The following is a 22,146-nucleotide window of genomic DNA, read 5'->3' on the forward strand; positions in this document are numbered from 1 at the left end:
CGTTTCGCAATTTACGAAGAATTATCAACTGATCAGAAATTCAGCGATAAATACATCGTGATATTGCGGGTAGTATTAGTATCACACTTTGTTGATTTTTTTTAACAAGAAATGCGTATTTTTGTAAAAAAAAGCCGCATCAATGGATACGGCTTAAGGGACACAAACAATTCTAACCATTAGGATTGTTTTTAGAAAAGGGAGAGGTTTTCGTTTCTAATCCTTGTTTTCGTTCCTGCAAACTTAAGCAAATGCACCTTGCGTAGCTGTACACACGTAGATGTCTGCATGGTAGCCAGTTTCGTCAAAGTACTTGTCTGCTACTACTTGCTTCACAGCATCAACTTTGTCTGTAGGGGCAAGCGCTACAACGCAGCCACCAAAACCACCGCCCGTCATACGAACACCACCAGATTTACCTAACACGTCACCGATGATTTCAACCAAATAATCAATGGGGCGTACGGTAATTTCGAAATCGTCACGCATGGAAACATGAGACTGCGCCATAGCGTCACTAACCGTTTCAATATCACCAGACTTTAACGCTTGGCTTGCGGCCAACGTGCGCGCGTTTTCAGTAATGATATGCTTTGCTCGGCGATAAACCACTTCAGGCATGTGTGCTTTGGCTTCTTCTAGCATCTCCATGGTTGCTTCGCGCAATGATGAAACACCCAGTAGCGATGCACCTTGCTCGCACTGCTGACGACGCAAGTTATACTCGCTGTCTACCAAGCCACGTTTCACATTGGAGTTGATAATCACGATTTGGTGAGAATCTGGAAGTGGTGAATGTTCGATGGCTAACGACTGACAATCAAGCAGCATTGCCATACCTTCGTTGCCCATGGCTGAGATTAACTGATCCATGATGCCGCACGAACAGCCTACGAAAGTGTTTTCTGCTTTTTGGCCTAATAGCGCAGCCTGCACTCCGTCTAGAGACAATTCGTACAATGCGCTCAAGGCTTTTAGTATTGCCACTTCAAAAGACGCTGAAGAGCTTAAACCGGCGCCCTGTGGAACATTACCCGTTACCAACAAATTTGCGCCGCCAAAATCTGGCATCGCCTCTTTTAGCACTTTCACTACGCCGCGAACATAGTTTGCCCAACCTTGTTCCTCGTCGTAATTAATGTCTGACAATGAGAACTGGTTCTGCTGATTTTCGTAGTCCATAGCAGTAACCAGAATGTCATTATCGTCGCGCTTCGTTGCCGCAACCCAAGTACCAAAGTTGATAGCAGCCGGAAAGACGAACCCTTCGTTATAATCGGTGTGCTCACCAATGATGTTAACTCGACCGGGCGCGTGTGCGATTAGGGTCGGCTCATTGCCGTAATGCGCTTCAAATTTTGAAAAAAGTACTTGGTTATCCATTGGTATTCTCACGTTGCTTGTAGTGCACCGTAGGCAGTGCTTTTAATCTGTCTGCCGCCTGCTCAGGGGTTAAATCACGTTGTGCTTCGGCCATCATTTCGTACCCAACCATAAACTTACGAACACTCGCTGAGCGCAATAGCGGCGGGAAGAAATGAGCATGGAGCGTCCACTCAAGGTGGTCTTCATTATCAAATGGTGCACTGTGCCACCCCATTGAATATGGGAAAGACGTCTCAAATAAATTGTCGTATTTCGCTGTTATCTCACCAATGATTTTAGCAAGTGAAAGCGATTGCGAATCAGATAGCATATGCAAAGATTGAACATCAAAACGCGGCAATAAAAGGGTTTCAAACGGCCATGCAGCCCAATATGGAACCACAACTACCCAATCATCGTTTTGGCACACTACGCGCTCTTGCTTCTTAACTTCTTGCTCAGCGTAGTCTAGCAACATAGGCGTTTTGTGTTCACCAAAGTACTGCTTAAGCTGAACAACTTTTTTTGCTGGATCTGTGGGAATGTGCTGCTGTGCCCATACCTGACCATGCGGGTGAGGGTTAGAACACCCCATCATCGAGCCTTTGTTCTCAAAAACCTGAACCCAACGATAGCTTTCACCCAGTTCAGCCGTTTGAGCTTTCCAAGTGTTAACCACATCTACCCGTTCTTCGTCGGTTAACTCCGGCAACGTTTTACTGTGATCTGGTGAAAAACAGATAACGCGACTGCAGCCTTGCTCTGTTTCAAATTGGAACAGACCTTTTTTCTCACTGGCTTGCGCTGTATCTTGCTTAAGTGCAGCAAAATCGTTTTGAAAAACAAACGTGCTTTTATAATCTGGATTAACCTCACCGTTCACCCGGGTATTCGTTGGGCACAAATAACAGGTAGGGTCATAAGAGGGTTTTTGTTCATTGTTCGGCTCTTCGGAAGCCCCCTGCCAAGGACGCTTAGCGCGGTGTGGTGATACAAGCACCCACTCTCCCAACAACGGGTTGTAACGGCGATGTGGATCATTAGTTGGGTCAAAAGGGGTTCCCATAATCACTCTCTCTGCATTAGCCAAATGCGCTGGAATGCGCAACATAAAATAGGGTTAAACGTTTACCCTGATAATAATATATGAAGAAACTCCGATTATCAATTAAGTCCCAAAGAAAATTAATTGTTAAATTAATAACAATTAATTTTCTTTTGCCTTTCTGCTCATATCAAAAGGCACTGAACCTATATCGAATAATCTCTTGATACTTTTCATTTGGTTTTACAAAACAGTTTGGAAATAAAGGCTTATTAGGCGCATCAGGAAAATGCTGCGGCTCTAGGCACAATGCACCTAACTGATCACGCTCTTTCAGGCTACCGGTATAAAACTGCAATCCGGGAAGGCTAGTAAATAACTCCATGGTTACGCCTGTATCGATTGCTTTCACTACTGCTTGAGGATTATCAACAGACGTAATTTGAAGTACATAATTGTGGTCAAAGCCTCCCACATTATCAAACAGCGGATGGGAATTAGATTGCTCTACTCTTTGTTTAATTGCAGTAAGCGAAGTGAAATCAAAGGGTGTATTGCCGACATCGACCAAATCACCTGTTGGGAGTAAACTGCTATCTGCATCAGTAACCTTTTCTGCGTCAATCTGAACCAGTGTATTACCAACCTGCTCTTCATTGCTCAACGTGAAGTAAGCATGCTGCGTGAAACTAAGCGGCGTTTCTTTATCTGTTGTTGCAGAAATATTTAAAGATAGTTCATTGTCCTGACTCAACGTGTAACAAGCCTCAACAATGATATTGCCTGGAAAGCCACCTTCTCCGTCATGGCTAGTTAATGTGAAAGTGACGCTGACACTATCGGACGATTCATGTGTTTTCGCTTCCCATACTTTCTTGTGAAAGCCCGTAAGCCCACCGTGTAGATTATGGTCACCACCGTTTTTATCTAACGCGTACTGCTTGCCATTTAAAGTAAATGTGCCGTGCCCTATCCTGTTTGCAAAGCGCCCCACGATGGCGCCGCGATAACTAGGGTCTTCAATATAACCTTGTAACGTATCAAAAGTTTGCACGCAGCTTATTAACTCGCCTTTCGCATTTGGAAAATGAATTTCCTTAATAATTCCACCGTAGTTAAGCAGGGTAACCGACATCGCGTTGTTATTAGTCAAGGTAAAAGCATGTACCGTTTTACCGGCTATTTCACCAAATGTAGACACGTTTATTTTCATAACAATTTTTTTACCTTCTCAGATGCTAGATAAATAAAGTTCGGGCTATCTATCGTGCACTTTCGTAAGTTTGGGTATAGGTAGAGCATTTATAACGCGTAAAAGGGTATACGTTTTCCGCGCTTTTTGACAGGGGTTTAGCAAAGAACTAGAGTTGGTAAAACCACTTCATGGTCTTGTCTGGTTTATTAGGCTTATTGCAAGACAACAAAGCGTGAGAATTTTACCTTTTTTTGTAAATATAATGTACGCTATGGCAATCAGGTCTTATGGCCTTCAATGCATTACAAAACAAAGTTTAAGAGAAAATGGCAACAATAAAAGATATAGCCCAAGCCGCCGGAGTTTCTTTAGCGACTGTATCAAGGGTTATCAATAATGGGCCGAAAGTAGGCAACGATACCCGACAGCGCGTTAAAAAAATCATGGAAGAGATGGGGTATCGCCCCAACGCAAATGCGCGGGCACTTGTTACAAAACGCAGCGCCTCGTTGGGCGTGGTTATTGCCGAGTTGCATGACCCCTTTTTCGCAATGTTAGCTCATGGCGTCGAGTCGATAACACGAAAAAATAATGTTCAAATTCTACTTAGTGCCGGCTCTATAGAGAAAGAGACAGAGTTGCGCGCCATTGAAACCTTATTAGAACACCGTGTTGAAGCCATGGTAGTGCACAGCAAAGCCCTTGATGACAAGACTTTGATTGGCTTTGCTAGCCAAGTACCAGGCTTTGTTTTAATTAACCGATTTATTCCAGAAATAGCAAACCGCTGCGTATGGCTTGATAACGTAACCGGTGGTCGTCTTATGGCGGAATACGCCATTAATCAAGGGCATGAACATGTGGCGGTAATAAGCAGCCAATATCGTATTGACGATCCGAATCATCGTCTTGAAGGAATCAGAAACGCCATTGATAGCGCAAAGCTAAGCTTACCTGAGAGCATGATTGAATACGCCACTCCTGATCAAGAGGGGGGTGAACTAGCCATGCAAAACTTGCTTGCCACCGGCGCGAAATTTACCGCAGTGCTGGCATATAACGATGCGATGGCGTCAGGGGCTATGACCATGTTGCAGGACCACGGTATTTCAGTTCCCGAACAAGTTTCAGTAATGGGCTACGATGATGTGCTGCTGGCAAAATACTGTCGCCCTAAATTAACCACACTGCGTTATCCCGTTGAAATGATGGCGGCGAAAGCGGCTGAGCTGGCGTTAAAGTATGCGTCTGGAAGTAAACCAGAAGAAGGGTTAACCTTTAAATATACACCTACGGTGGTTAAACGAGATTCTGTAGTAAGGATATAACCTTCGCTTAATTTGGATAACTTTCATAGGACGCAAAATGAACACCCGCCATTGGCGGGTATTTTATTTAGTCAGTACTAGACCGGTTTGGTGAGTGATTAATCGTAATTCGATGTATTCTTGAGCGACCGTGTTCTAAAAATTTCATGACACGAAACTATTGACAAAAATACATGCTTGATCATTTTGCTTAAGATTTTTATCCCCAATACAGAAAATTGCCTGATCCTGCACAAGGTTACGATCAAAAAATATTAAGATCAGCGACAATTGCTCTACATCGCTTGATTTAACTGACATTTCGTGATCCGACCAGAAAAGATTGTTAAGATCGTGATCTGTTGTTCTATATGGCTATTAACAGACTTACCAACAAGGTTTTCCACTACTTATCCACAGATAGTGTGATTGGCTTATTGCGTAAATCTAGCTAAAAACTGCTTGTACTGCTCAATAGCATAGTCGCTTTTTAGCGTAGCGTTATGGGTAGCACCAGGAATAACTGAAATGTATTTCTCGCTACTTGATGCATCTTTTAGTAACTGCTGACTAATAGGATAAGGCGTTATTTTGTCTTCCTCACCAACGACCAACCACAACGGGCCTTCATAATGACGGAGAATAGGCGCAATTTGCATACTATGAACTTCATCGTGAAGCTTCATGTTTGTGAATGAATTAGAGAATCCTGGCACCATATTGGCAATTAGGTCAGAGATGTTATTGAAAGCACCGTCTAATACTAAAGCGTCTATCTTTCTATTTGCAGCAACATAGCTTGCGAAATAGCTGCCTATACCTCGGCCGTGAACAATAGTGGGAATTGAGGCATCAAACGCACTTTCTACATAATCAAATTGAGTTAACGCGTCTTGCTTAATAGCGTTAATACTTAGGTCCTTCGCTTTATCGCTAGCACCTACTCCCTGATAATCAAGCCACAATATATTAGCAGGCAGCTTTCCCAGCCTATGAATTACACTGTTATTTTCACTTACCGGCATACGGTTGTCTGCAAAGAAAACAATGTTAACAATTGGGTCGGGATATGAAACGGCAACACCTCTTAGGGTTAACCCCGCTTCATTTTTAACTTCAACACGGGTGATGCCCGCTGACGTTTTATCTTTTTGAATAGCCGCGTGTAGCTTTGTAGTATCTAGGGGCTTTTGCTGAGTGTCTTGATAAAAGAAAGCCGAAGGGGAAACGTTAATCGCACACCCCATTAATGAAACACTTGTAAGTAAACTGATTACTGCGTTTTTAAAAGTCATAATTTAAGAACTGTCCATGTTGAATGGTAATCGTGAAATTGAGTTATCAGCAAGGAAGGCTTCATTGCTGTGCCACTGACCAAATTTTACACTCTGCTATGCTAAACAAGCTGTAACAGTTTGCAACAGTTGTTATGTTTCTTCGCGCTAAGAACTTTCTTATACTCGAGTCTATATTACTTACATAAGCTATCTATAAGAAAAAATTAAAATAATGAAAAATAAAATGTTTTTCTTTTCCCGTATAAAGCGTTCTGCACGAATCATTTTTGCGTGCGGCACCCTTCCACTGCTTATCGCTTGCGAATCGACGACTCCTGATCTCGATACTTCTTTAATACCAGAATCGCAAAAGGAAGATTACCAACTGACACTGTCTAAGGCGAAAGCGTGCCCTGTGAATTTAGCAGAACTTGTTGATACTCGATCGAGCAAAGATTTATTAGTAGGAAATAGCAACGTAACACAAGACACACTCTATGCCCTGCTACAACAAAGCTTAGAAGAAATGAATGTAAGCGCTAATATTGATGCAAAAAACAGCGTGAAAGTTTCGCTTAACCGCGCATTTGTGAAAAGCTTAGGGAGTAATATGGTCGCTACGGTTGTACTTAACGTGAGATACAAGCCAGCTTACGTTGAGGAATATTCACCCGTCACTGTGTTCAAGGGTAGAAGCATGAACGTGAACGTCAATGAAGAAGAGAGCAATCAAATTGCCATTGATGCTATGAAAACCGCCATCGAAGATGCTACTAAGCGTATAAAGTCTTCACTGTTACACAATTGCGGAAATGCGCTAAGCGAACTAGAGGCGGTATAAGCCTGAGAAGTTTTATAGTGGACGCGACTGAGTGAACAATCTCCCTAAACTCGAACTTTCAAATAGGGTAAGATTCAGTAGATTAACCGCGTATTTTCGACCATAAAGCACGCCATGCCGCCTTCTATAGCAGCTTTTCGGCCCATGTCGGTATCTTCAAACACCACACACTGCTGTGGTGCTACACCCATTAACTCTGCCGCACGCACAAAAGTTTCAGGGTGAGGTTTACCTTGGGTTACGTCATCGGCTGTGACCAGCGCCGATAATTGGGCGAGCAGGCCGTGCTCATCTAATACCATTTGAGCGTGCTGCCTATCTGAGCCTGTCCCCACTGCAATGGGCATACTTCCTTTATAGTGATTAAACACATCCAGGGTATCTTGAATAAGTCTTGGCACATGATCTAGCCCTTCAAAGGCCTGTTTTTTATATGAAGCAACCTCTGCAGGTTCATGGCTTTTGCCATACCTAGCATTCATAAGATGTACGGTTTCAAAGGTAGGAACACCACCTAAACTGTATTGATACTCTCGGTCGAAGGGATAACCAAACGCATCGCACGTAAGCTGCCACGCATCAATATGCGCTCCCATTGAATCGACCAAGGTGCCATCCATATCAAAAATAATGGCTTTGTAGCGGCTTAGGTCAATCATGGTTTTCGCTTCCTTTTCGAAAATAGTGTGATGTTAAGCTTTCATGGTTGCAATGAGATAAGCAACTATGCAGACAACACGTCTCGCGCTTTTACCGCATCAAAATCACGATCAACTTTCAAGTATACCGCGTTATTTTGACTGTTTAATGTCACTTCCAACACACCAGGCACTAACAGCAGCTCGGCTTCGATAGTGGAAACATTTGAACCATCAAATTCACCATGCATCATTACGCGCTTAACTCGGCTCACTTCTTTAACACCAAGAATAATGAAAAGCCAAAGCAGAGTGCTAGCAGCGCCGATGCCATACGCCAGTTCTTGCGACCAAATATCGGTAACGAAACCTGAAATTACACCACCTAAAAACGCGCCAAAAAACTGAAAACTAGCGTAAAGCCCCATGGCCGTTCCTTTTTGTCCGGCAGGCGCAATGCTTGACACCAAAGCAGGAAAATTCGCTTCTAAATAATTAAAGCCGGTAAAGAAAAGAACCACTGCTGCGGTAACCCACCACCAGCTATGGTCTTCTAAACTCAACGCCAAAAACGCGCCGCCCATAAGCACTACACCGGTTACAAGAAGTGATTTTGGGGTACGGCCTCTTGCTGCGCCCATCATTATGATTAGACCAACAATTGACGCACCTAATACGGGTAGATACACCGTCCAATGACTATCTAACGTCATATCAAAGTTCAGTAGCGTAATGGGCAGTTGGACAAACAACAGCGTAATAAGCATGTGCAGAATCATTACACTGACGTTTAAACGCCATAATTGAGAAGAAAAGACCAAACGCTTTAGCTGGTCTTTTTGTGGAAGTGTATCGCCGCTACTAAGTTGAACGCCATTTGGCACTACCCATTTAACCAGTGGCATGCAAAGAATGGCCAGAATACCAGTAATACCAAACACACCGGCAAGCCCATAGCTGTTAGCAATGAGAGGCCCTAAAATAACGGCTAAATAGAATGAAAAGCCAATGGCTATACCTATAATAGCTAACACTTTGGCTCGCTGACTTTCCCGGCTAACATCGGTAGCTAGCGCCATTATTGCCCCGGCTATAGCCCCTGCGCCTTGAAGAATACGCCCAACAATCATCATGGCCATACTGTCGGCATTTGCTGCAACAAAGCTTCCTAATGCAAATACAGCAAGCCCTAGCAAAATAACAGGTTTACGCCCCCATTTGTCAGACATCATGCCCATGGGAATTTGCAGCGCAGCTTGGGTTAGGCCATATCCACCCACGGCAAGCCCTACCAACAGCGGCGAGTAATCCGGGTAGTCCATCGCGGCCACAGCCAACACGGGCATAACCATGAACAACCCCATCATGCGTAATACGTAAACGGAGGCGAGTGCAAGCGCGGCGCGTAATTCCAAAGCGTTCAAAGCGTCTGTTTCCCTCAATAAATAGAATCAAAAAAACATAAAAGCGCGCAGAGAACACCAGTTTCTGCTGCGTTAAGAATAAGGGCGCGAAGTGTAGCATAATACCAGTACGCATAAATAATTACCCACTCAGCGAGACTTAAATTCGGTTAATGCACTTGGCCTTTTCCTCACCTTTGAGGTTGATTTAACCCCTTTACCTCTAGCGGGGTTTAAAAGTGGGAATAATATCTCCATTTTACAATGTCGTTTTGTTAGCTCTAATCGTAAGTATGCGCGCGAAAGGTGATCTGCTTACTCAGCTTACAGTATAACTTGAATGTCATATCACTTTACTTGACACCTATGGCATACTGATTCTTTTTCTCTCATTTAGGCTTCAATGGATAAAATCGAAATTCGCGGTGCTCGCACCCACAACTTGAAAAACATCGATTTAACACTGCCACGAGACAAACTGGTGGTGATAACCGGCCTTTCTGGCTCGGGTAAATCGTCTCTTGCTTTCGACACGCTGTATGCAGAAGGTCAGCGTCGTTACGTTGAATCTTTGTCTGCTTATGCTCGCCAGTTTCTATCTATGATGGAAAAACCAGATGTTGATCATATTGAGGGTTTGTCACCAGCAATATCCATTGAGCAGAAATCAACGTCGCACAACCCCCGTTCAACCGTGGGTACCATCACCGAAATTTACGACTACCTGCGTTTAATGTTTGCGCGAGTGGGCACGCCACGCTGTCCAGATCACGATGTGCCACTAGATGCACAAACGGTCAGTCAAATGGTAGACAAAGTGTTAGCCATGCCCGAGGGCAGTAAGTTAATGCTGCTAGCGCCTATTGTTAAAGAGCGTAAAGGCGAACACGTTAAGACGCTGCAAAACTTGTCTGCTCAAGGCTTTATTCGCGCGCGTATCGACGGTGAAGTGTGTGACCTATCTGATCCCCCGCCTCTCGATTTGCACAAGAAGCACACCATTGAAGTTGTGGTTGACCGCTTTAAAGTGCGCGACGATATGGCACTGCGTTTGGCTGAATCATTCGAGACGGCGCTCAGCCTAGCTGGCGGTAACGCGGTTGTGGCTGATATGGACGACAAAGACGCAGAAGAAGTTGTGTTTTCTGCTAACTTTGCATGTCCACACTGTGGTTACAGCATTAGCGAATTAGAGCCGCGCCTGTTTTCATTTAATAATCCAGCGGGTGCCTGCCCTACTTGTGACGGCTTAGGCACAAGACAGTTCTTCGACCCCGCACGCGTAGTCGGCAATACCGAATTGAGTCTGTCTGGCGGCGCTATTCGCGGATGGGACAAGCGCAGCTATTACTATTTTCAAATGCTACAGGCAGTAGCAGACCATTATAAGTTTAGCCTTACCGTGCCATTTGAAGAACTCGATAAAAAGCACCAAGACATTGTGCTGTATGGTTCAAAAGGCAAGTCGCTGTCGTTTAAATATATAAACGAGCGTGGTGACGTGATGGAGCGTAAGCATCCATTTGAGGGTATTATCCCTAATATGGAACGCCGCTACCGTGAAACCGAGTCGAACTCGGTGCGCGAAGAGCTAGCAAAATATTTAAGCCAGCAGCACTGCAGTAGCTGCAACGGCACACGTTTGCGTGTTGAAGCGCGTAATGTATTTATACAAGACACCAATCTCCCGGCCATTGCCGAGATGTCGATTGCCGATGCTTATGGCTTCTTCGAGACACTCAACCTTGCAGGCCAACGTGCTCAGATAGCCGAGAAGATTTTAAAAGAAATTATGGACCGCTTAAGCTTTTTGGTTAATGTGGGACTTAACTATCTTTCTATGTCGCGCAGCGCCGATACCCTATCAGGCGGAGAAGCTCAGCGTATTCGTTTGGCGAGCCAAATTGGGGCTGGTCTTGTTGGCGTAATGTACGTACTCGATGAGCCCTCTATCGGGCTTCACCAACGGGATAACGAACGCTTACTCGGCACACTTACGCGATTGCGTGACCTAGGTAATACGGTGTTAGTTGTAGAGCACGACGAAGATGCCATTCGCGAAGCCGATTACATTGTGGATATTGGCCCAGGAGCGGGTGTGCATGGTGGTGAGATTATCGCCGAAGGTTCACTTGAAGACATCAAAAGCAGTGAAGACTCACTTACCGGAAAATACCTATCTGGCAGAGAAAAGATTGATATTCCTGCAACACGCACACCGGTAAAAGACGATAAGTGGCTAGAACTTTTAGGCGCTACCGGCAACAACTTGAAGTCTGTGGATTTACGTATACCCACAGGCGTAATGACCTGCGTAACCGGTGTGTCTGGCTCGGGTAAATCAACGCTGATTAATGACACCTTCTACAAAATTGCCCAGCGCGAGCTGAACAAAGCGACCACGTCTGAACCTGCGCCGCATAAGTCGATGACAGGATTAGACCAGCTAGATAAAGTGGTCGATATTGACCAAAGCCCTATCGGCAGAACCCCGCGTTCTAACCCCGCGACTTACGCTGGCATTTTCACACCTATTCGTGAAATGTTCGCCGGCACACAAGAGTCGCGTTCACGAGGTTACAAACCTGGTCGCTTCAGCTTTAACGTGAAAGGCGGGCGCTGTGAGGCGTGTCAGGGTGACGGCGTAATTAAAGTGGAAATGCACTTTTTACCAGACGTGTACGTGCCTTGTGACGTGTGTCAGGGCAAACGCTATAACCGTGAAACCCTTGAGATAAAGTACAAAGATAAGAACATTCACGAAGTGTTAGAAATGACGGTGGAAGATGCCCGTCAGTTCTTTGATGCCATTCCTGCTATTTCACGTAAATTGCAGACCCTTATGGATGTAGGCTTGTCATATATTCGACTAGGCCAAGCTGCCACTACGTTATCAGGTGGTGAAGCACAGCGTGTGAAATTGGCGAAAGAGTTGTCAAAAAGAGACACTGGGCAGACCCTTTATATCCTAGATGAGCCAACTACCGGTTTGCACTTCCACGATATTAAACAGTTATTAGCCGTCCTTCACAGACTGCGCGATCACGGTAATACCGTTGTGGTTATTGAGCATAACCTAGATGTGATTAAAACCGCAGACTGGATTGTTGACCTTGGACCAGAAGGCGGATCCGGAGGTGGCCAGATTATTGCAGAGGGAACACCTGAGCATGTGGCACAACAAGAAGTTTCACATACAGGTCGATTCCTGAAACCCATGCTCACACAGGCTTGAGCCAGTTATGATGTAAATTCTTAGGCATTAAGCGCACGATTTCTTCTTGAGAGTTGTTGTGAAATTTACACTTCAATTTGTAGAAAGTGCGCGTTGATGTTTATTTACACGTTTTTTACGCTGGTCAGAGCTTGTTTTGGCAAATCATACGTTACGATGATTTATGTGAATTTTGCAGTAAGAATTGCTGGAGCGAAACCCAATGACTCAAACGCCACCACTAGCCTTAGTAAAGACTTGGTACCACCTACTTTCATCATCTGAAGATAATGATGTAAAGGCGCGCGCACAAGAAATGCTGTTAAAAGCCTTCGAGTCGCCAGAAGCCATCGCAGTTTATTTGAAAGAACACAATATTCTTAAGCACTGATCAAAAAAGCCTTAGCGTAGTAGGCGTAACTACGCTAAGGCTTTGTGTTTATTTATAAACGATATTAAGCGTGTTTCGCCGCTTGAATAGCTAACCCTTCACACACAGAGTTAAATGCGTCGTTTTCTAACCGCGGTAACCCCGTAAGCAGTTTTTCATAAAGGGCATCAACCACAATAGGTGATAAGCTCATACCACCCGTTATCATTACTACTTCTGGTTTTTCACTGCTATTTTCCAAGCATTCCACCACTAGCGCTTTCACTTTATCAAGCCAAGGCTTTAATGCTTTTTTGAGCGAGTCTTGTGAAATCTCCACGTCAAAATCATCTTCGATATAGTGCAGCGGCAGCGTAATGTTTTGCTTGCTCGAAAGTAGTTCTTTGGCCAAGCGCGCTGAGTTGACTACCCGAGCAGACAACTTATTCTCTTGCACAATAAGCAAACGTTCTAACTGGGCCGGCTCTTTAATCACAGACATGGTTTGTGAAATGTCTAACCCGTAATCATCAGAGAAAAAGCGCGTAAGTGCAGGAATGTTATCAACAGCGCACATATCAGAAAAATAGGTAGGCGGAACAGGAAGCCCGTTCATCATCTTAAGGCCCATACCCATTTCAGGGGCTATGCCTTTAAGAACCAAGCTTTTATCACAGTCCATACCGCCCAGACGCCTGCCTGTTACCGCTAGCACATCGTCTTTACGGTCAAGCTGATTAGAACGTTCCGGCGAAAGCTTAATACAGCAAATATCCGTTGTTCCCCCACCAATATCTACAATCAGCGTGGTGGTATCTTTTGGTAATGTTTGCTCAATTTTATACGCCGCCGCTATAGGCTCATCTAGGAAATTAACCCCTGTAAACCCTGCTTTAGTCGCAGCTTCGGTCATAATTTGAATGGCCTGGGCGTTCCCTTCTTCACCACGGGTGCCGTGAAATTTCACGGGTCTGCCGATAACGGCATTATTTACCACCTTGCCTAGCTGCTGCTCGGCACACTGTTTAAAGTAAGCTAGCTGCTTGGCAATAATACCGATGAACGCCTGTTTTTGGTCGCCATCTAGCGATGCGCCTAAAAAGTTCTTTGGTGAATAAATAAGTCGGCCTTTGTCCGGCATTTTAAGAAAGCGTCTAAACCCCTCTTCACCAAATGCAAACTTGCCGTGCTCTACTAAACGCAGCAAAGGAATCTCGTCTAGCGACATGGCGTGCATTAACTGCTGAATCGCTTTGCGTTGAAGGGCTGGCTTGTTATGCAGATCACCACGCAGCGAATCGATTCGGCTGCTATACATTGCCTGCTCTTTCGGGTCTTTTGCCGAATAATAGCCGTCTTTGGCTTTGTCTATTTGTTCGCTGATCACTCGCTGCAACTGCGCAACTTTCGCCTCCACCATAGCATCAGGAGGCGGCGGCAGTTCATCTTCAAAGTAAATGAACACCGAAGAACGAATTTTATTACCCTTTTTATCTAGCGGGTCAAGTTTGATGTGCTGATGGGCCGTTCCATCAAAATACACAACCTCAGAATTTGATGTACCGTAGTCAATCCCAATCGCAGTCATAGTATGTTCGCTCAAAAAGTTAGAAGCGGATTGTAATGCAAAAGCACTTAACGGCACACCCCCTGTAAGCTAATCAAAACACAACGATTTACCTTAAACACAATCGCTTACACAAGGGCTTACTGAAAACCTTTGCCCATAATGCTAGAGTAGGAATTAAACTTATAACAATGCCTACAAAAAATTATGAGTAATACAGCACCACTTATCACTTCTTTTGACGTGCGTTTTTGCGAAACCGACGCCTTACAGCATGTTAGTAATACGGCACTGGTTGCGTGGTTTGAAGCGGCCCGAGAGCCCATTTTCAGAATGTTTACCCCTGAGCTAGACTTACAAAACTGGCCGCTTATTTTAGCCAGCTATAAGGTCGATTTTTTAGCGCAAATTTTTTACGGCAAACCGGTGACGGTGAAAACCTATATTAGCCGATTGGGTAACAGTGCATTCGACGTGTTTCAAGAGCTTTGGCAAGACGACAAGTTATGCTCAACTGGCGTGACTACCATGGTGCATTTTGACTACACAACACAGCGCTCTGCGCCTATCCCGGATAAAGTGAAGTCGAAACTGCAGTCACACTTTAAAGAACTACCCACTAAGTAATAAAGCGCAGTACGAGGTACCCATGAGCGATCTAATTGAAGTTATTGATGATGTGTTACCACCAGAGCTGTGCAAACAACTCATGGAACGCTTTGAAAGCAGCCCTAATTTGTCTCAAGGCCGCACCGGTGGTGGCGTCGACTTAGATAAAAAAAGAAGCATGGATGTATCGATAAGTCGCAGTCCGGAATTTAAAGACTTGTTTCAGCAAGTGATGCAGCATACCGGAAAGCAACTGGTCTCCTACATTGAAAAGTACTATTTTGCGCTTGTTGGGCCTATTGGCTTGACCGTACGTCATCCCAAAACTGGTGAACCGGTAAAAGTAACAGGTGAAAATTTTGATGAAGTGGGCAAACCCAATTTGGCGAATTTGGTGAATTACCTGTTTCGGGTCGGCGATGTTAATGCACAGCGCTACACCGCGGGCAATGGTGGCTACCCATACTGGCATTCAGAAGTCTATCCACAGCTTCAACATAACGATGCACTGCACCGTGTATTGCTGTTTATGTACTACTTAAACGATGTGGAAGAAGGGGGCGAGACGGAATTTTATTATCAAAATCGTGCAGTTAAACCCAAAGCAGGTAGAATGGTAATTGCGCCGGCCTACTTTACTCACACCCATCGCGGCCAAATTCCAAAAAGTAACGACAAGTACATTCTAACGTCGTGGCTTCTATTTAACCGCGCTGAACAGATTTATACGCAGGGCTAGCTTAACGATAACTTCGTGATGATGTGCTCTAGCTCGCTGTACTCATTTTTGTCGATAGGTAAGAAGGGTGCAGGTAAGCTAGGCGTTTCACAATAGCCCAAAATTTCTGCCGCGGCTGCAACCACACGCAAGCCGCCGCCATTGCGCGCAAACATGCTCCATATTCCGCTTAACGCTTGTGACTGAGCCTGTGCATCAACAGCATTACCAGACTGAGCGGCGTCGATTATGCGCATTACAGTTCGCGGGAATATTCCTCCAATAACAGAAAGCCAAAGGTCACAACCTTCGCTCATTCCTGCTGCGCCAAAACTATCACCACTCACGCCTATAGCAATGTGTGCAGGCACTATCTCTCGCAATGATGATAATCGGCGAGCGCCTTCGCTATTGCTTGCTCCAGAGGGTGAGATATCCTTGCTAGCGCTTTTGGCAAATGGAGTTCCGGGTATTTTGATCGCTCCGATATTCGGTAATTTCCCTATACGGCGGTATAAATCATCGCTGAAGGTAAAATTAGTCACGCGAGGATTTTCGTAAACGCAGATAGGCACAGATACCTGGTGACTCACTGCTTCATATAGGCCATACACTTCTTCTTCGTTAAGCACTTGATAGGAAACGGGTGCTAACAGCACAGCACTAACACCCGCTTGCTGCACAGCTTCAACGTTTTTTAGCACGTCATAGGTGCGCAGCGCCCCAACGCCTGCCATAACAGGAATGCCATTTGCGTGGTCGACGGCGAGCTTGGCTACGTCGTACTTTTGCTCTCGCGTTAGATAAGGATACAGCCCAGTAGAGCCTATCGCGCAAATTGAATCTACATTCGCCGAAGCCAAATTATCAACAAGCCCTTTAAACGCTTTGTAATCAATAGCTTCTTGTTTAAAGGGGGTAATGGGAAACGCTGATAATCCTGTAAACACTTGATATCCTTTTTAAACGTTTTATGCTTAAAACCCTTCTACGGCTTCGCCTTTCAAACGGTAACCTACAGACGCAATGTCGCCTTTCCAACCGTCTGTCGACAGTTCACCGGTTACCCAAATCGCATCGTAAATATTATCTATGCGCACACCTTCTTCAAACTTTACGTACACAATTTGATTAGACGGCGGCGGTGGTACGTGAATACAGGCTCCAAAATACGGAACAAGTAAAAACTCGGTGGTAAGCTCAGCGGTACCTTCTAGCGGCACAACAAAACCAGGGATTTTGACTCGTTTACCGTCAAAGGTATCGATTACTGGTGCATCAGGCTGAAGCTGACTCATTTCACCATTGTGTTGAACTGATGGTGGCGCGAGCTCATTAAAGCCTTCAGGCACTAGGTCTTCCCAATATACCTCTACCGGAGCTTCATCTGCCAGAGCATTGAAGGTTACAACCATCATTACTACAGCGAATAATGAGGTCATGGATAATTTATGGTGGATCATACTGCTCTCTATCGTTGAGTATTTTGTTCGCTTTTTTGTATCGGCTTTTGCTTTTCGTTTTCAATCTTCACTTTTTAGCCACATACAAAAAGGGCCGGTATTACACCAGCCCTTTGTACCATCAATTTAAAGCAGCGTGAATTATTCTGCTTCGAAACGCGCGATGCTTGCGGTAATTTCTTCTTTTGCAGCTGCAGCGTCTGCCCAACCGTCAATTTTCACCCATTTGCCTTCTTCAAGATCTTTATAGTGCTCGAAGAAGTGCTCGATTTGCTTAAGAAGAAGCGGAGGTACGTCTGCAATTTCTTTAACGTCACGGTAAATAGTAGAAAGCTTGTCTACTGGTACCGCTAGTACTTTTGCATCTTTACCAGACTCGTCTGTCATGTTTAGTACGCCAACTGGACGACACTTAATTACAGAACCTGCAAGTAGTGGGAATGGAGTCATAACTAGTACGTCAACTGGGTCGCCGTCTTCAGACAAGGTGTTGTTCACGTAACCGTAGTTAGTTGGGTAGTGCATGCAAGTTGCCATGAAACGGTCAACAAATAGCGCGCCAGTGTCTTTGTCTACTTCGTACTTCACCGGGTCAGCGTGTGCTGGAATTTCGATGATTACGTTCACTTCATCTGGTACATTTTTACCAGCAGAAATAGCACTCAAGCTCATTCTTAGGTCCTTTCAATAATGGATTAAAAATTTTGGCCGTAAGTATACGGTGACAGCAGCAAAATAAAAACGCTTTACGACCCATGTCGTACTAATCTCTTTATTTTTCGCTAAATTTTGCTGCTTTTTAATAAAAAATGACCCTAAAGGGCCATTTTTTCGTTACTTCGCGTTATCGTTGTAGCTTAAACACATTTCAACTTCGTCTTTCGAGCCGATAATGCAGGGTACGCGCTGATGAATTTCTTCAGGCATTACTTCTAGAATTCGGCCAGTACCCGTTTCAGCTTTACCACCAGCTTGCTCCATCAAAAATGCCATTGGGTTGGCTTCATAAAGCAAACGCAATTTGCCAGGTTTAGACGGGTCTCTGTTATCGAATGGATACATAAAGATACCGCCCCGACAAAGCAAACGATGAATATCACCTACCATTGCCGCTACCCAACGCATGTTGAAGTCTTTACCGCGAGGGCCTTCTTTACCTGCTAGCAGGTCTGCAACATACGCCTGCATTGCCGGTTCCCAATGACGCTGGTTCGACGCGTTAATTGAGAACTCAGTGGTTTCTTCAGGCACTTGAATATTCGGGTGAGTCAGAAGGAAGCCACCGTGAGTTTTATCAAGGGTATAGATATGCGTACCGCGACCGGTAGTCAACGCTAACATTGTAGACGGGCCGTAAAGCACATAACCTGCAGCAACCATTTGTGTGCCCGGCTGTAAGAAAGCAGATGGATCATCTGGCTTCATCCACTGCGGTGCATGTGTGATAGAGAAAATAGTACCGATTAGGCTGTTAATTTCGGTGTTTGACGAGCCGTCTAGCGGATCGAAGCTTACCAAGTAGTTACCTTCCGGATTGCACGGTACTACATCGTCTTCTTCTTCAGACGAGATAGCTTTAACATAGCCAGATTCCCTTAGCGTGTCCTTTAGAATATGGTTTGAGATAACGTCGAGCTTTTTCTGTGTTTCGCCCTGTACGTTTTCTGAAAGGGTTGAACCGAGCACGCCAGCAAGTGCGCCTTGACTCACGCGGAAAGAAATTTCTTTACAGCCCGCTAGCAGTGTACGAATGAGCAGTATTAACTCAAGCGGTGCACCGTCTTGTTGCAATTGGGAATTTAAACGTTTCATTGAATGTAAGCCTTTTTTTGTGTGTAGGGTGTTGTACTTGCAGTCGCTCAGCTTTCCTTACCGGCGTTTATCTGAAGCACACACAGGTTTTAAGCCTGTGGTTAGATTGTAACCGTGTTCACTGCGAAGTGGAACATACCAGTTCAATGACATACACACACCATACCAGTTTGCATCCCGCAGACATCCTAAGATGAGCGTAATTTAAAGGCATGAAGCATAGGTTGAAATACAAAAATTGAATTATCTATAGGTTGCAGGGTTCTGATAAAGTACCCCTATAACATGAAAATTCATTGAGAATGCGCTATGCATGTACATATTTTAGGCATTTGTGGAAGTTTTATGGGTGGCATCGCCGCTATTGCTAAAACACTCGGCCACAAAGTTACTGGCTCAGATAAAAACGTTTATCCACCAATGAGCACCCAGCTTGAAGCACTAGGCATCGAGCTGACCCAAGGCTATTGCGAAAGCCAATTTGATCCAGCACCTGACATGGTAGTGATTGGTAACGCCATGTCGCGGGGTAATCCGGCGGTAGAGTACGTGTTAAACCGCAATTTACCTTATACCAGCGGCCCGCAATGGCTACTTGATAACTTACTAAAAGACCGTTGGGTAATTGGGCTTTCAGGTACCCACGGTAAAACCACCACCAGCAGCATGGTCGCGTGGATTTTAGAGCACGCTGGTCTCAATCCTGGCTATTTGATTGGTGGCGTACCGGAAAACTTTGGCGTGTCAGCGCGCGTGGGTGAAAGCCCTTTTTTCGTGATAGAGGCTGACGAGTACGACAGCGCATTTTTCGATAAACGTTCTAAATTCGTACACTACCGCCCAAAAACCTTGGTCATTAACAACCTTGAGTTTGACCATGCAGATATTTTTGCTGACCTTGCTGCTATCCAAACTCAGTTTCACCATTTGGTTCGCATGGTGCCTGAAAATGGGCTTATTCTTACACCAGACAGTACACCTGCTATAGAAGATATGCTTAAGAAAGGCTGCTGGTCTTCTCGTCAATCGTTAGGCAAAGAATGGCATGCTGAACTACTTAAAAAAGACGGCAGTGAATTCAATGTATTACATAACGGCGTTATAGCCGGAACTGTAACTTGGTCACTTGTAGGTCAGCACAATGTAGATAATGCCCTTATGGCAATAGCAGCAGCCCACCATGCAGGCGTTACCTTACCTGATGCCATAGACGCCTTATCATTTTTTAAGAATGTTAAGCGTCGCATGGAAGTAAAGGGGGAAGTAAACAACATCACCCTTTATGACGACTTTGCACACCACCCTACTGCAATTGCGACTACACTTGATGGTCTGCGCAAAAAAGTAGGTAATGCGCGTATATTAGCCGTGCTAGAGCCGCGCTCAAACACCATGAAAATGGGCGTGCATAAAGATACACTGGCGAATTCATGGCAAAAAGCCGATGAGGTTTACCTTTATGAACCTGAAGGTATGGACTGGTCGTTAGTTGATTCGGTAGCGCACAGCAATGCGCCTACGCACTGCTTCAAAGATGTAGAGAAGATCGTTCAAGGCGTTTGCAACGTAGCACAACCAGGCGATCACGTACTTGTAATGAGTAACGGCGGCTTTGAAGGGATCCACGGCCGACTTTTAGATGCCTTAGAATCGAAATTTAAAGTATAAAAAGCACGAGTCTTTGAATTAGCTACAGCTAAAAAGCTAACACTAAGACGTAGTGTCTACAGAGGCAATGTAATGAAACACGACAAGCAAGTCACACTTGCTATCACAGGTGCATCTGGCGCACCGTACGCACTTACACTCTTGAAATCGCTGGTTAATGCAGATTATCAAGTGTATGTACTTATCTCTTCCGCAGCAAAGGTAGTCTTTGCCACTGAAGAAAATGTAAAAATACCCGGGCGTCCTGAGGACGCTGCCGCATTTTTTACCGAACATTGCGATGCCAAACCCGACCAAATAAAAGTGTTTGGTAAAGAAGAATGGTTTTCCCCAGTTGCGTCTGGTTCAGCTGCGCCTGCCAAAATGGTGGTATGCCCCTGCTCTACTGGCACCTTGTCTGCCATCAGTATCGGTGCGAGTGACAACCTTATAGAGCGTGCGGCAGATGTGGTGTTAAAAGAAAGAGGCCAACTTATTTTGGTTCCGCGAGAGATGCCGCTTTCTTCTATTCATTTAGAAAATATGCTCAAGCTTTCGCAAATGGGTGCTACTATTATGCCTGCAGCGCCAGGTTTTTATCACAACCCCAAGACTATCGATGACTTAGTAGATTTTGTTGTGGCGCGCATACTAGATCATTTAGGTATTGAGCAGTCTCTTGTCGCAAGATGGGGCTATCAGTCTTCCAAACATTCTGAGGATTAACCATGTTCGCGTTTGCAAACAGGATTTGCGCAGTTGCGCTGAGCACGCTATTTACATTGTGCATTTCATCACCTGCTTTCGGCTGGGGTCAGACCGGGCACCGAGTAACGGGCGCTATTGCCGAGCAATATCTTAGCCCTCTTTCTCAAGCGGCAATTATGGATTTGCTGCCACATGGCTCCTTGGCTGAAGCCTCAACCCATGCCGATGAAATGCGTTCTAACCCAAGCGAATTTTGGCAGAAAACGGCCAGTCCTTGGCATTATGTCTCTGTACCTGAGGGCAAGACCTATAAAGACGTTGGCGCACCAAAACAAGGTGATGCAGTTACCGCTTTAAAGCAATTTACTGAAACCTTAAAAAGCGATACGGCTAGCATTGAAGAAAAACGTCTAGCCCTTCAATTTATCGTGCATATTATCGGCGACTTGCATCAACCACTTCACGCTGGAAACGGCACCGATCGTGGCGGTAACGATGTAAAAGTGCGCTTCTTCTGGCAAGATTCTAACTTGCACCGTGTGTGGGATTCGCAAATGTTAGACCAGCGCGACTTGTCATATTCTGAATGGACTGAATGGCTTACAAAGACCATTAACTCAAAAGATATTCGAAGCTGGGCAACCACCGACCCTATGGTATGGATTGAGGAAAGTACCGCTATTCGCGACACTATTTATCCAGATGACGCCAACAACATGAGCTACGATTATTTATACAATCACCTACCTACTGCCAAAAAGCGTTTGCAGATGGCGGGAATTCGTATCGCTATGTATTTAAACAAGGTGTTTGACGAGGCCAATAAATAGCTTTTCTCAACCCCGAGTTACTCCAAGGCTGATTAATTCGCCTCACCTAGGTTTCGGGAATGTCGTAAGTACCTAAAACAAAAACGGAGGCATACGCCTCCGTTTTTTAATTCTTAAAGCAGCTAGCTTCTGCTTAC

The 22,146-nt window shown here is 44.9% G+C and carries 20 protein-coding genes; 9 read left to right on the forward strand and 11 right to left on the reverse strand.

Annotated elements, in window-relative coordinates; genetic code table 11:
• Window positions 1-243: 243 nt before the first annotated feature.
• The 3 genes from galK to ACXAFM_RS08130 form a co-directional block, all read right to left on the reverse strand.
• Window positions 244-1,383, reverse strand: coding sequence for a galactokinase (galK, locus tag ACXAFM_RS08120; RefSeq protein ID WP_474834125.1), 1,140 nt, complete (start codon window positions 1,381-1,383; stop codon window positions 244-246).
• On the reverse strand, window positions 1,376-2,431 hold the full coding sequence (locus ACXAFM_RS08125; protein ID WP_474834127.1) for a UDP-glucose--hexose-1-phosphate uridylyltransferase: 1,056 nt from the start codon (window positions 2,429-2,431) through the stop codon (window positions 1,376-1,378). Before ACXAFM_RS08125 ends, galK begins: the two co-directional genes overlap by 8 nt.
• A 169-nt stretch (window positions 2,432-2,600) precedes the next feature.
• Window positions 2,601-3,623, reverse strand: coding sequence for an aldose epimerase family protein (locus ACXAFM_RS08130; protein ID WP_474834129.1), 1,023 nt, complete (start codon window positions 3,621-3,623; stop codon window positions 2,601-2,603).
• A gap of 308 nt (window positions 3,624-3,931) precedes the next feature.
• Here ACXAFM_RS08130 and ACXAFM_RS08135 point away from each other — a divergent pair, with 308 nt between their 5' ends.
• Window positions 3,932-4,933 carry a LacI family DNA-binding transcriptional regulator gene (locus ACXAFM_RS08135; protein WP_474834131.1) on the forward strand — a complete coding sequence of 334 codons (1,002 nt, stop codon included), beginning with the start codon at window positions 3,932-3,934 and terminating at the stop codon, window positions 4,931-4,933.
• A 413-nt stretch (window positions 4,934-5,346) separates the two neighbouring features.
• On the opposite strand, the gene ACXAFM_RS08140 is transcribed toward ACXAFM_RS08135, so the two are convergent.
• Window positions 5,347-6,207: an alpha/beta hydrolase family protein gene (locus ACXAFM_RS08140; protein ID WP_474834133.1), complete on the reverse strand. Its 861-nt coding sequence runs from the start codon at window positions 6,205-6,207 to the stop codon at window positions 5,347-5,349.
• Window positions 6,208-6,421: 214 nt separating this feature from the next.
• On the opposite strand from ACXAFM_RS08140, the gene ACXAFM_RS08145 reads away from it, so the two are divergent.
• Window positions 6,422-7,030, forward strand: a complete 609-nt coding sequence (locus ACXAFM_RS08145) for a hypothetical protein (RefSeq protein WP_474834135.1) — start codon at window positions 6,422-6,424, stop codon at window positions 7,028-7,030.
• 74 nt (window positions 7,031-7,104) lie between these two features.
• On the opposite strand, the gene ACXAFM_RS08150 is transcribed toward ACXAFM_RS08145, so the two are convergent.
• Both ACXAFM_RS08150 and ACXAFM_RS08155 read right to left on the reverse strand, forming a co-directional pair.
• Window positions 7,105-7,689, reverse strand: coding sequence for an HAD family hydrolase (locus ACXAFM_RS08150; RefSeq protein ID WP_474834137.1), 585 nt, complete (start codon window positions 7,687-7,689; stop codon window positions 7,105-7,107).
• Window positions 7,690-7,754: 65 nt separating this feature from the next.
• Window positions 7,755-9,092 (reverse strand): MFS transporter, encoded by a 1,338-nt coding sequence (locus ACXAFM_RS08155; RefSeq protein ID WP_474834139.1) that lies wholly within the window; start codon window positions 9,090-9,092, stop codon window positions 7,755-7,757.
• Window positions 9,093-9,474: 382 nt separating this feature from the next.
• On the opposite strand from ACXAFM_RS08155, the gene uvrA reads away from it, so the two are divergent.
• The gene (uvrA, locus tag ACXAFM_RS08160; RefSeq protein WP_474834140.1) at window positions 9,475-12,306 is read left to right on the forward strand and encodes an excinuclease ABC subunit UvrA; all 2,832 of its coding nucleotides are present in this window, start codon (window positions 9,475-9,477) and stop codon (window positions 12,304-12,306) included.
• A 202-nt stretch (window positions 12,307-12,508) separates the two neighbouring features.
• Window positions 12,509-12,676 carry a hypothetical protein gene (locus ACXAFM_RS08165; RefSeq protein WP_474828496.1) on the forward strand — a complete coding sequence of 56 codons (168 nt, stop codon included), beginning with the start codon at window positions 12,509-12,511 and terminating at the stop codon, window positions 12,674-12,676.
• Window positions 12,677-12,740: 64 nt separating this feature from the next.
• Here the strand turns inward: ACXAFM_RS08165 and ACXAFM_RS08170 are convergent, their stop codons facing one another.
• The gene (locus ACXAFM_RS08170) at window positions 12,741-14,243 is read right to left on the reverse strand and encodes an Hsp70 family protein (RefSeq protein ID WP_474834142.1); all 1,503 of its coding nucleotides are present in this window, start codon (window positions 14,241-14,243) and stop codon (window positions 12,741-12,743) included.
• Between the two features lie 186 nt (window positions 14,244-14,429).
• On the opposite strand from ACXAFM_RS08170, the gene ACXAFM_RS08175 reads away from it, so the two are divergent.
• On the forward strand, window positions 14,430-14,849 hold the full coding sequence (locus ACXAFM_RS08175) for an acyl-CoA thioesterase (protein ID WP_474834144.1): 420 nt from the start codon (window positions 14,430-14,432) through the stop codon (window positions 14,847-14,849).
• A gap of 22 nt (window positions 14,850-14,871) precedes the next feature.
• On the forward strand, window positions 14,872-15,570 hold the full coding sequence (locus tag ACXAFM_RS08180) for a 2OG-Fe(II) oxygenase (protein ID WP_474828500.1): 699 nt from the start codon (window positions 14,872-14,874) through the stop codon (window positions 15,568-15,570).
• On the opposite strand, the gene ACXAFM_RS08185 is transcribed toward ACXAFM_RS08180, so the two are convergent.
• The 4 genes from ACXAFM_RS08185 to ACXAFM_RS08200 form a co-directional block, all read right to left on the reverse strand.
• A complete protein-coding gene (locus ACXAFM_RS08185) occupies window positions 15,567-16,499 on the reverse strand; it encodes a dihydrodipicolinate synthase family protein (protein ID WP_474828502.1) in 933 nt (310 codons plus the stop codon). The two genes, ACXAFM_RS08180 and ACXAFM_RS08185, sit on opposite strands and share 4 nt — an antisense overlap.
• 27 nt (window positions 16,500-16,526) lie before the next feature.
• Window positions 16,527-17,012: a DUF3299 domain-containing protein gene (locus ACXAFM_RS08190; RefSeq protein WP_474828504.1), complete on the reverse strand. Its 486-nt coding sequence runs from the start codon at window positions 17,010-17,012 to the stop codon at window positions 16,527-16,529.
• 141 nt (window positions 17,013-17,153) lie between these two features.
• The gene (gene ppa, locus ACXAFM_RS08195) at window positions 17,154-17,684 is read right to left on the reverse strand and encodes an inorganic diphosphatase (protein WP_014947861.1); all 531 of its coding nucleotides are present in this window, start codon (window positions 17,682-17,684) and stop codon (window positions 17,154-17,156) included.
• A 162-nt stretch (window positions 17,685-17,846) separates the two neighbouring features.
• Window positions 17,847-18,824 carry a class 1 fructose-bisphosphatase gene (locus ACXAFM_RS08200; protein ID WP_474828506.1) on the reverse strand — a complete coding sequence of 326 codons (978 nt, stop codon included), beginning with the start codon at window positions 18,822-18,824 and terminating at the stop codon, window positions 17,847-17,849.
• A gap of 309 nt (window positions 18,825-19,133) precedes the next feature.
• On the opposite strand from ACXAFM_RS08200, the gene mpl reads away from it, so the two are divergent.
• From mpl to ACXAFM_RS08215, 3 genes are all read left to right on the forward strand, one after another.
• On the forward strand, window positions 19,134-20,492 hold the full coding sequence (gene mpl, locus ACXAFM_RS08205) for a UDP-N-acetylmuramate:L-alanyl-gamma-D-glutamyl-meso-diaminopimelate ligase (RefSeq protein WP_474828508.1): 1,359 nt from the start codon (window positions 19,134-19,136) through the stop codon (window positions 20,490-20,492).
• Window positions 20,493-20,564: 72 nt separating this feature from the next.
• On the forward strand, window positions 20,565-21,197 hold the full coding sequence (locus ACXAFM_RS08210) for a flavin prenyltransferase UbiX (RefSeq protein WP_283629947.1): 633 nt from the start codon (window positions 20,565-20,567) through the stop codon (window positions 21,195-21,197).
• Window positions 21,198-21,199: 2 nt separating this feature from the next.
• On the forward strand, window positions 21,200-22,009 hold the full coding sequence (locus ACXAFM_RS08215; protein ID WP_474828522.1) for a S1/P1 nuclease: 810 nt from the start codon (window positions 21,200-21,202) through the stop codon (window positions 22,007-22,009).
• The last annotated feature ends 137 nt before the right edge of the window (window positions 22,010-22,146 follow it).

The sequence above is a fragment of the Alteromonas sp. ABD4_190 genome (genome assembly GCF_056160105.1).

Bases quoted from the DNA above. Each gene is read 5' to 3' on its own strand.
- galK (WP_474834125.1), bottom strand. From the start codon at position 1,383: ATGGATAACCAAGTACTTTTTTCAAAATTTGAAGCGCATTACGGCAAT.
- ACXAFM_RS08125 (WP_474834127.1), bottom strand. From the start codon at position 2,431: ATGGGAACCCCTTTTGACCCAACTAATGATCCACATCGCCGTTACAAC.
- ACXAFM_RS08130 (WP_474834129.1), bottom strand. From the start codon at position 3,623: ATGAAAATAAACGTGTCTACATTTGGTGAAATAGCCGGTAAAACGGTA.
- ACXAFM_RS08135 (WP_474834131.1), top strand. From the start codon at position 3,932: ATGGCAACAATAAAAGATATAGCCCAAGCCGCCGGAGTTTCTTTAGCG.
- ACXAFM_RS08140 (WP_474834133.1), bottom strand. From the start codon at position 6,207: ATGACTTTTAAAAACGCAGTAATCAGTTTACTTACAAGTGTTTCATTA.
- ACXAFM_RS08145 (WP_474834135.1), top strand. From the start codon at position 6,422: ATGAAAAATAAAATGTTTTTCTTTTCCCGTATAAAGCGTTCTGCACGA.
- ACXAFM_RS08150 (WP_474834137.1), bottom strand. From the start codon at position 7,689: ATGATTGACCTAAGCCGCTACAAAGCCATTATTTTTGATATGGATGGC.
- uvrA (WP_474834140.1), top strand. From the start codon at position 9,475: ATGGATAAAATCGAAATTCGCGGTGCTCGCACCCACAACTTGAAAAAC.
- ACXAFM_RS08165 (WP_474828496.1), top strand. From the start codon at position 12,509: ATGACTCAAACGCCACCACTAGCCTTAGTAAAGACTTGGTACCACCTA.
- ACXAFM_RS08170 (WP_474834142.1), bottom strand. From the start codon at position 14,243: ATGACTGCGATTGGGATTGACTACGGTACATCAAATTCTGAGGTTGTG.
- ACXAFM_RS08175 (WP_474834144.1), top strand. From the start codon at position 14,430: ATGAGTAATACAGCACCACTTATCACTTCTTTTGACGTGCGTTTTTGC.
- ACXAFM_RS08180 (WP_474828500.1), top strand. From the start codon at position 14,872: ATGAGCGATCTAATTGAAGTTATTGATGATGTGTTACCACCAGAGCTG.
- ACXAFM_RS08190 (WP_474828504.1), bottom strand. From the start codon at position 17,012: ATGATCCACCATAAATTATCCATGACCTCATTATTCGCTGTAGTAATG.
- ppa (WP_014947861.1), bottom strand. From the start codon at position 17,684: ATGAGCTTGAGTGCTATTTCTGCTGGTAAAAATGTACCAGATGAAGTG.
- ACXAFM_RS08200 (WP_474828506.1), bottom strand. From the start codon at position 18,824: ATGAAACGTTTAAATTCCCAATTGCAACAAGACGGTGCACCGCTTGAG.
- mpl (WP_474828508.1), top strand. From the start codon at position 19,134: ATGCATGTACATATTTTAGGCATTTGTGGAAGTTTTATGGGTGGCATC.
- ACXAFM_RS08210 (WP_283629947.1), top strand. From the start codon at position 20,565: ATGAAACACGACAAGCAAGTCACACTTGCTATCACAGGTGCATCTGGC.
- ACXAFM_RS08215 (WP_474828522.1), top strand. From the start codon at position 21,200: ATGTTCGCGTTTGCAAACAGGATTTGCGCAGTTGCGCTGAGCACGCTA.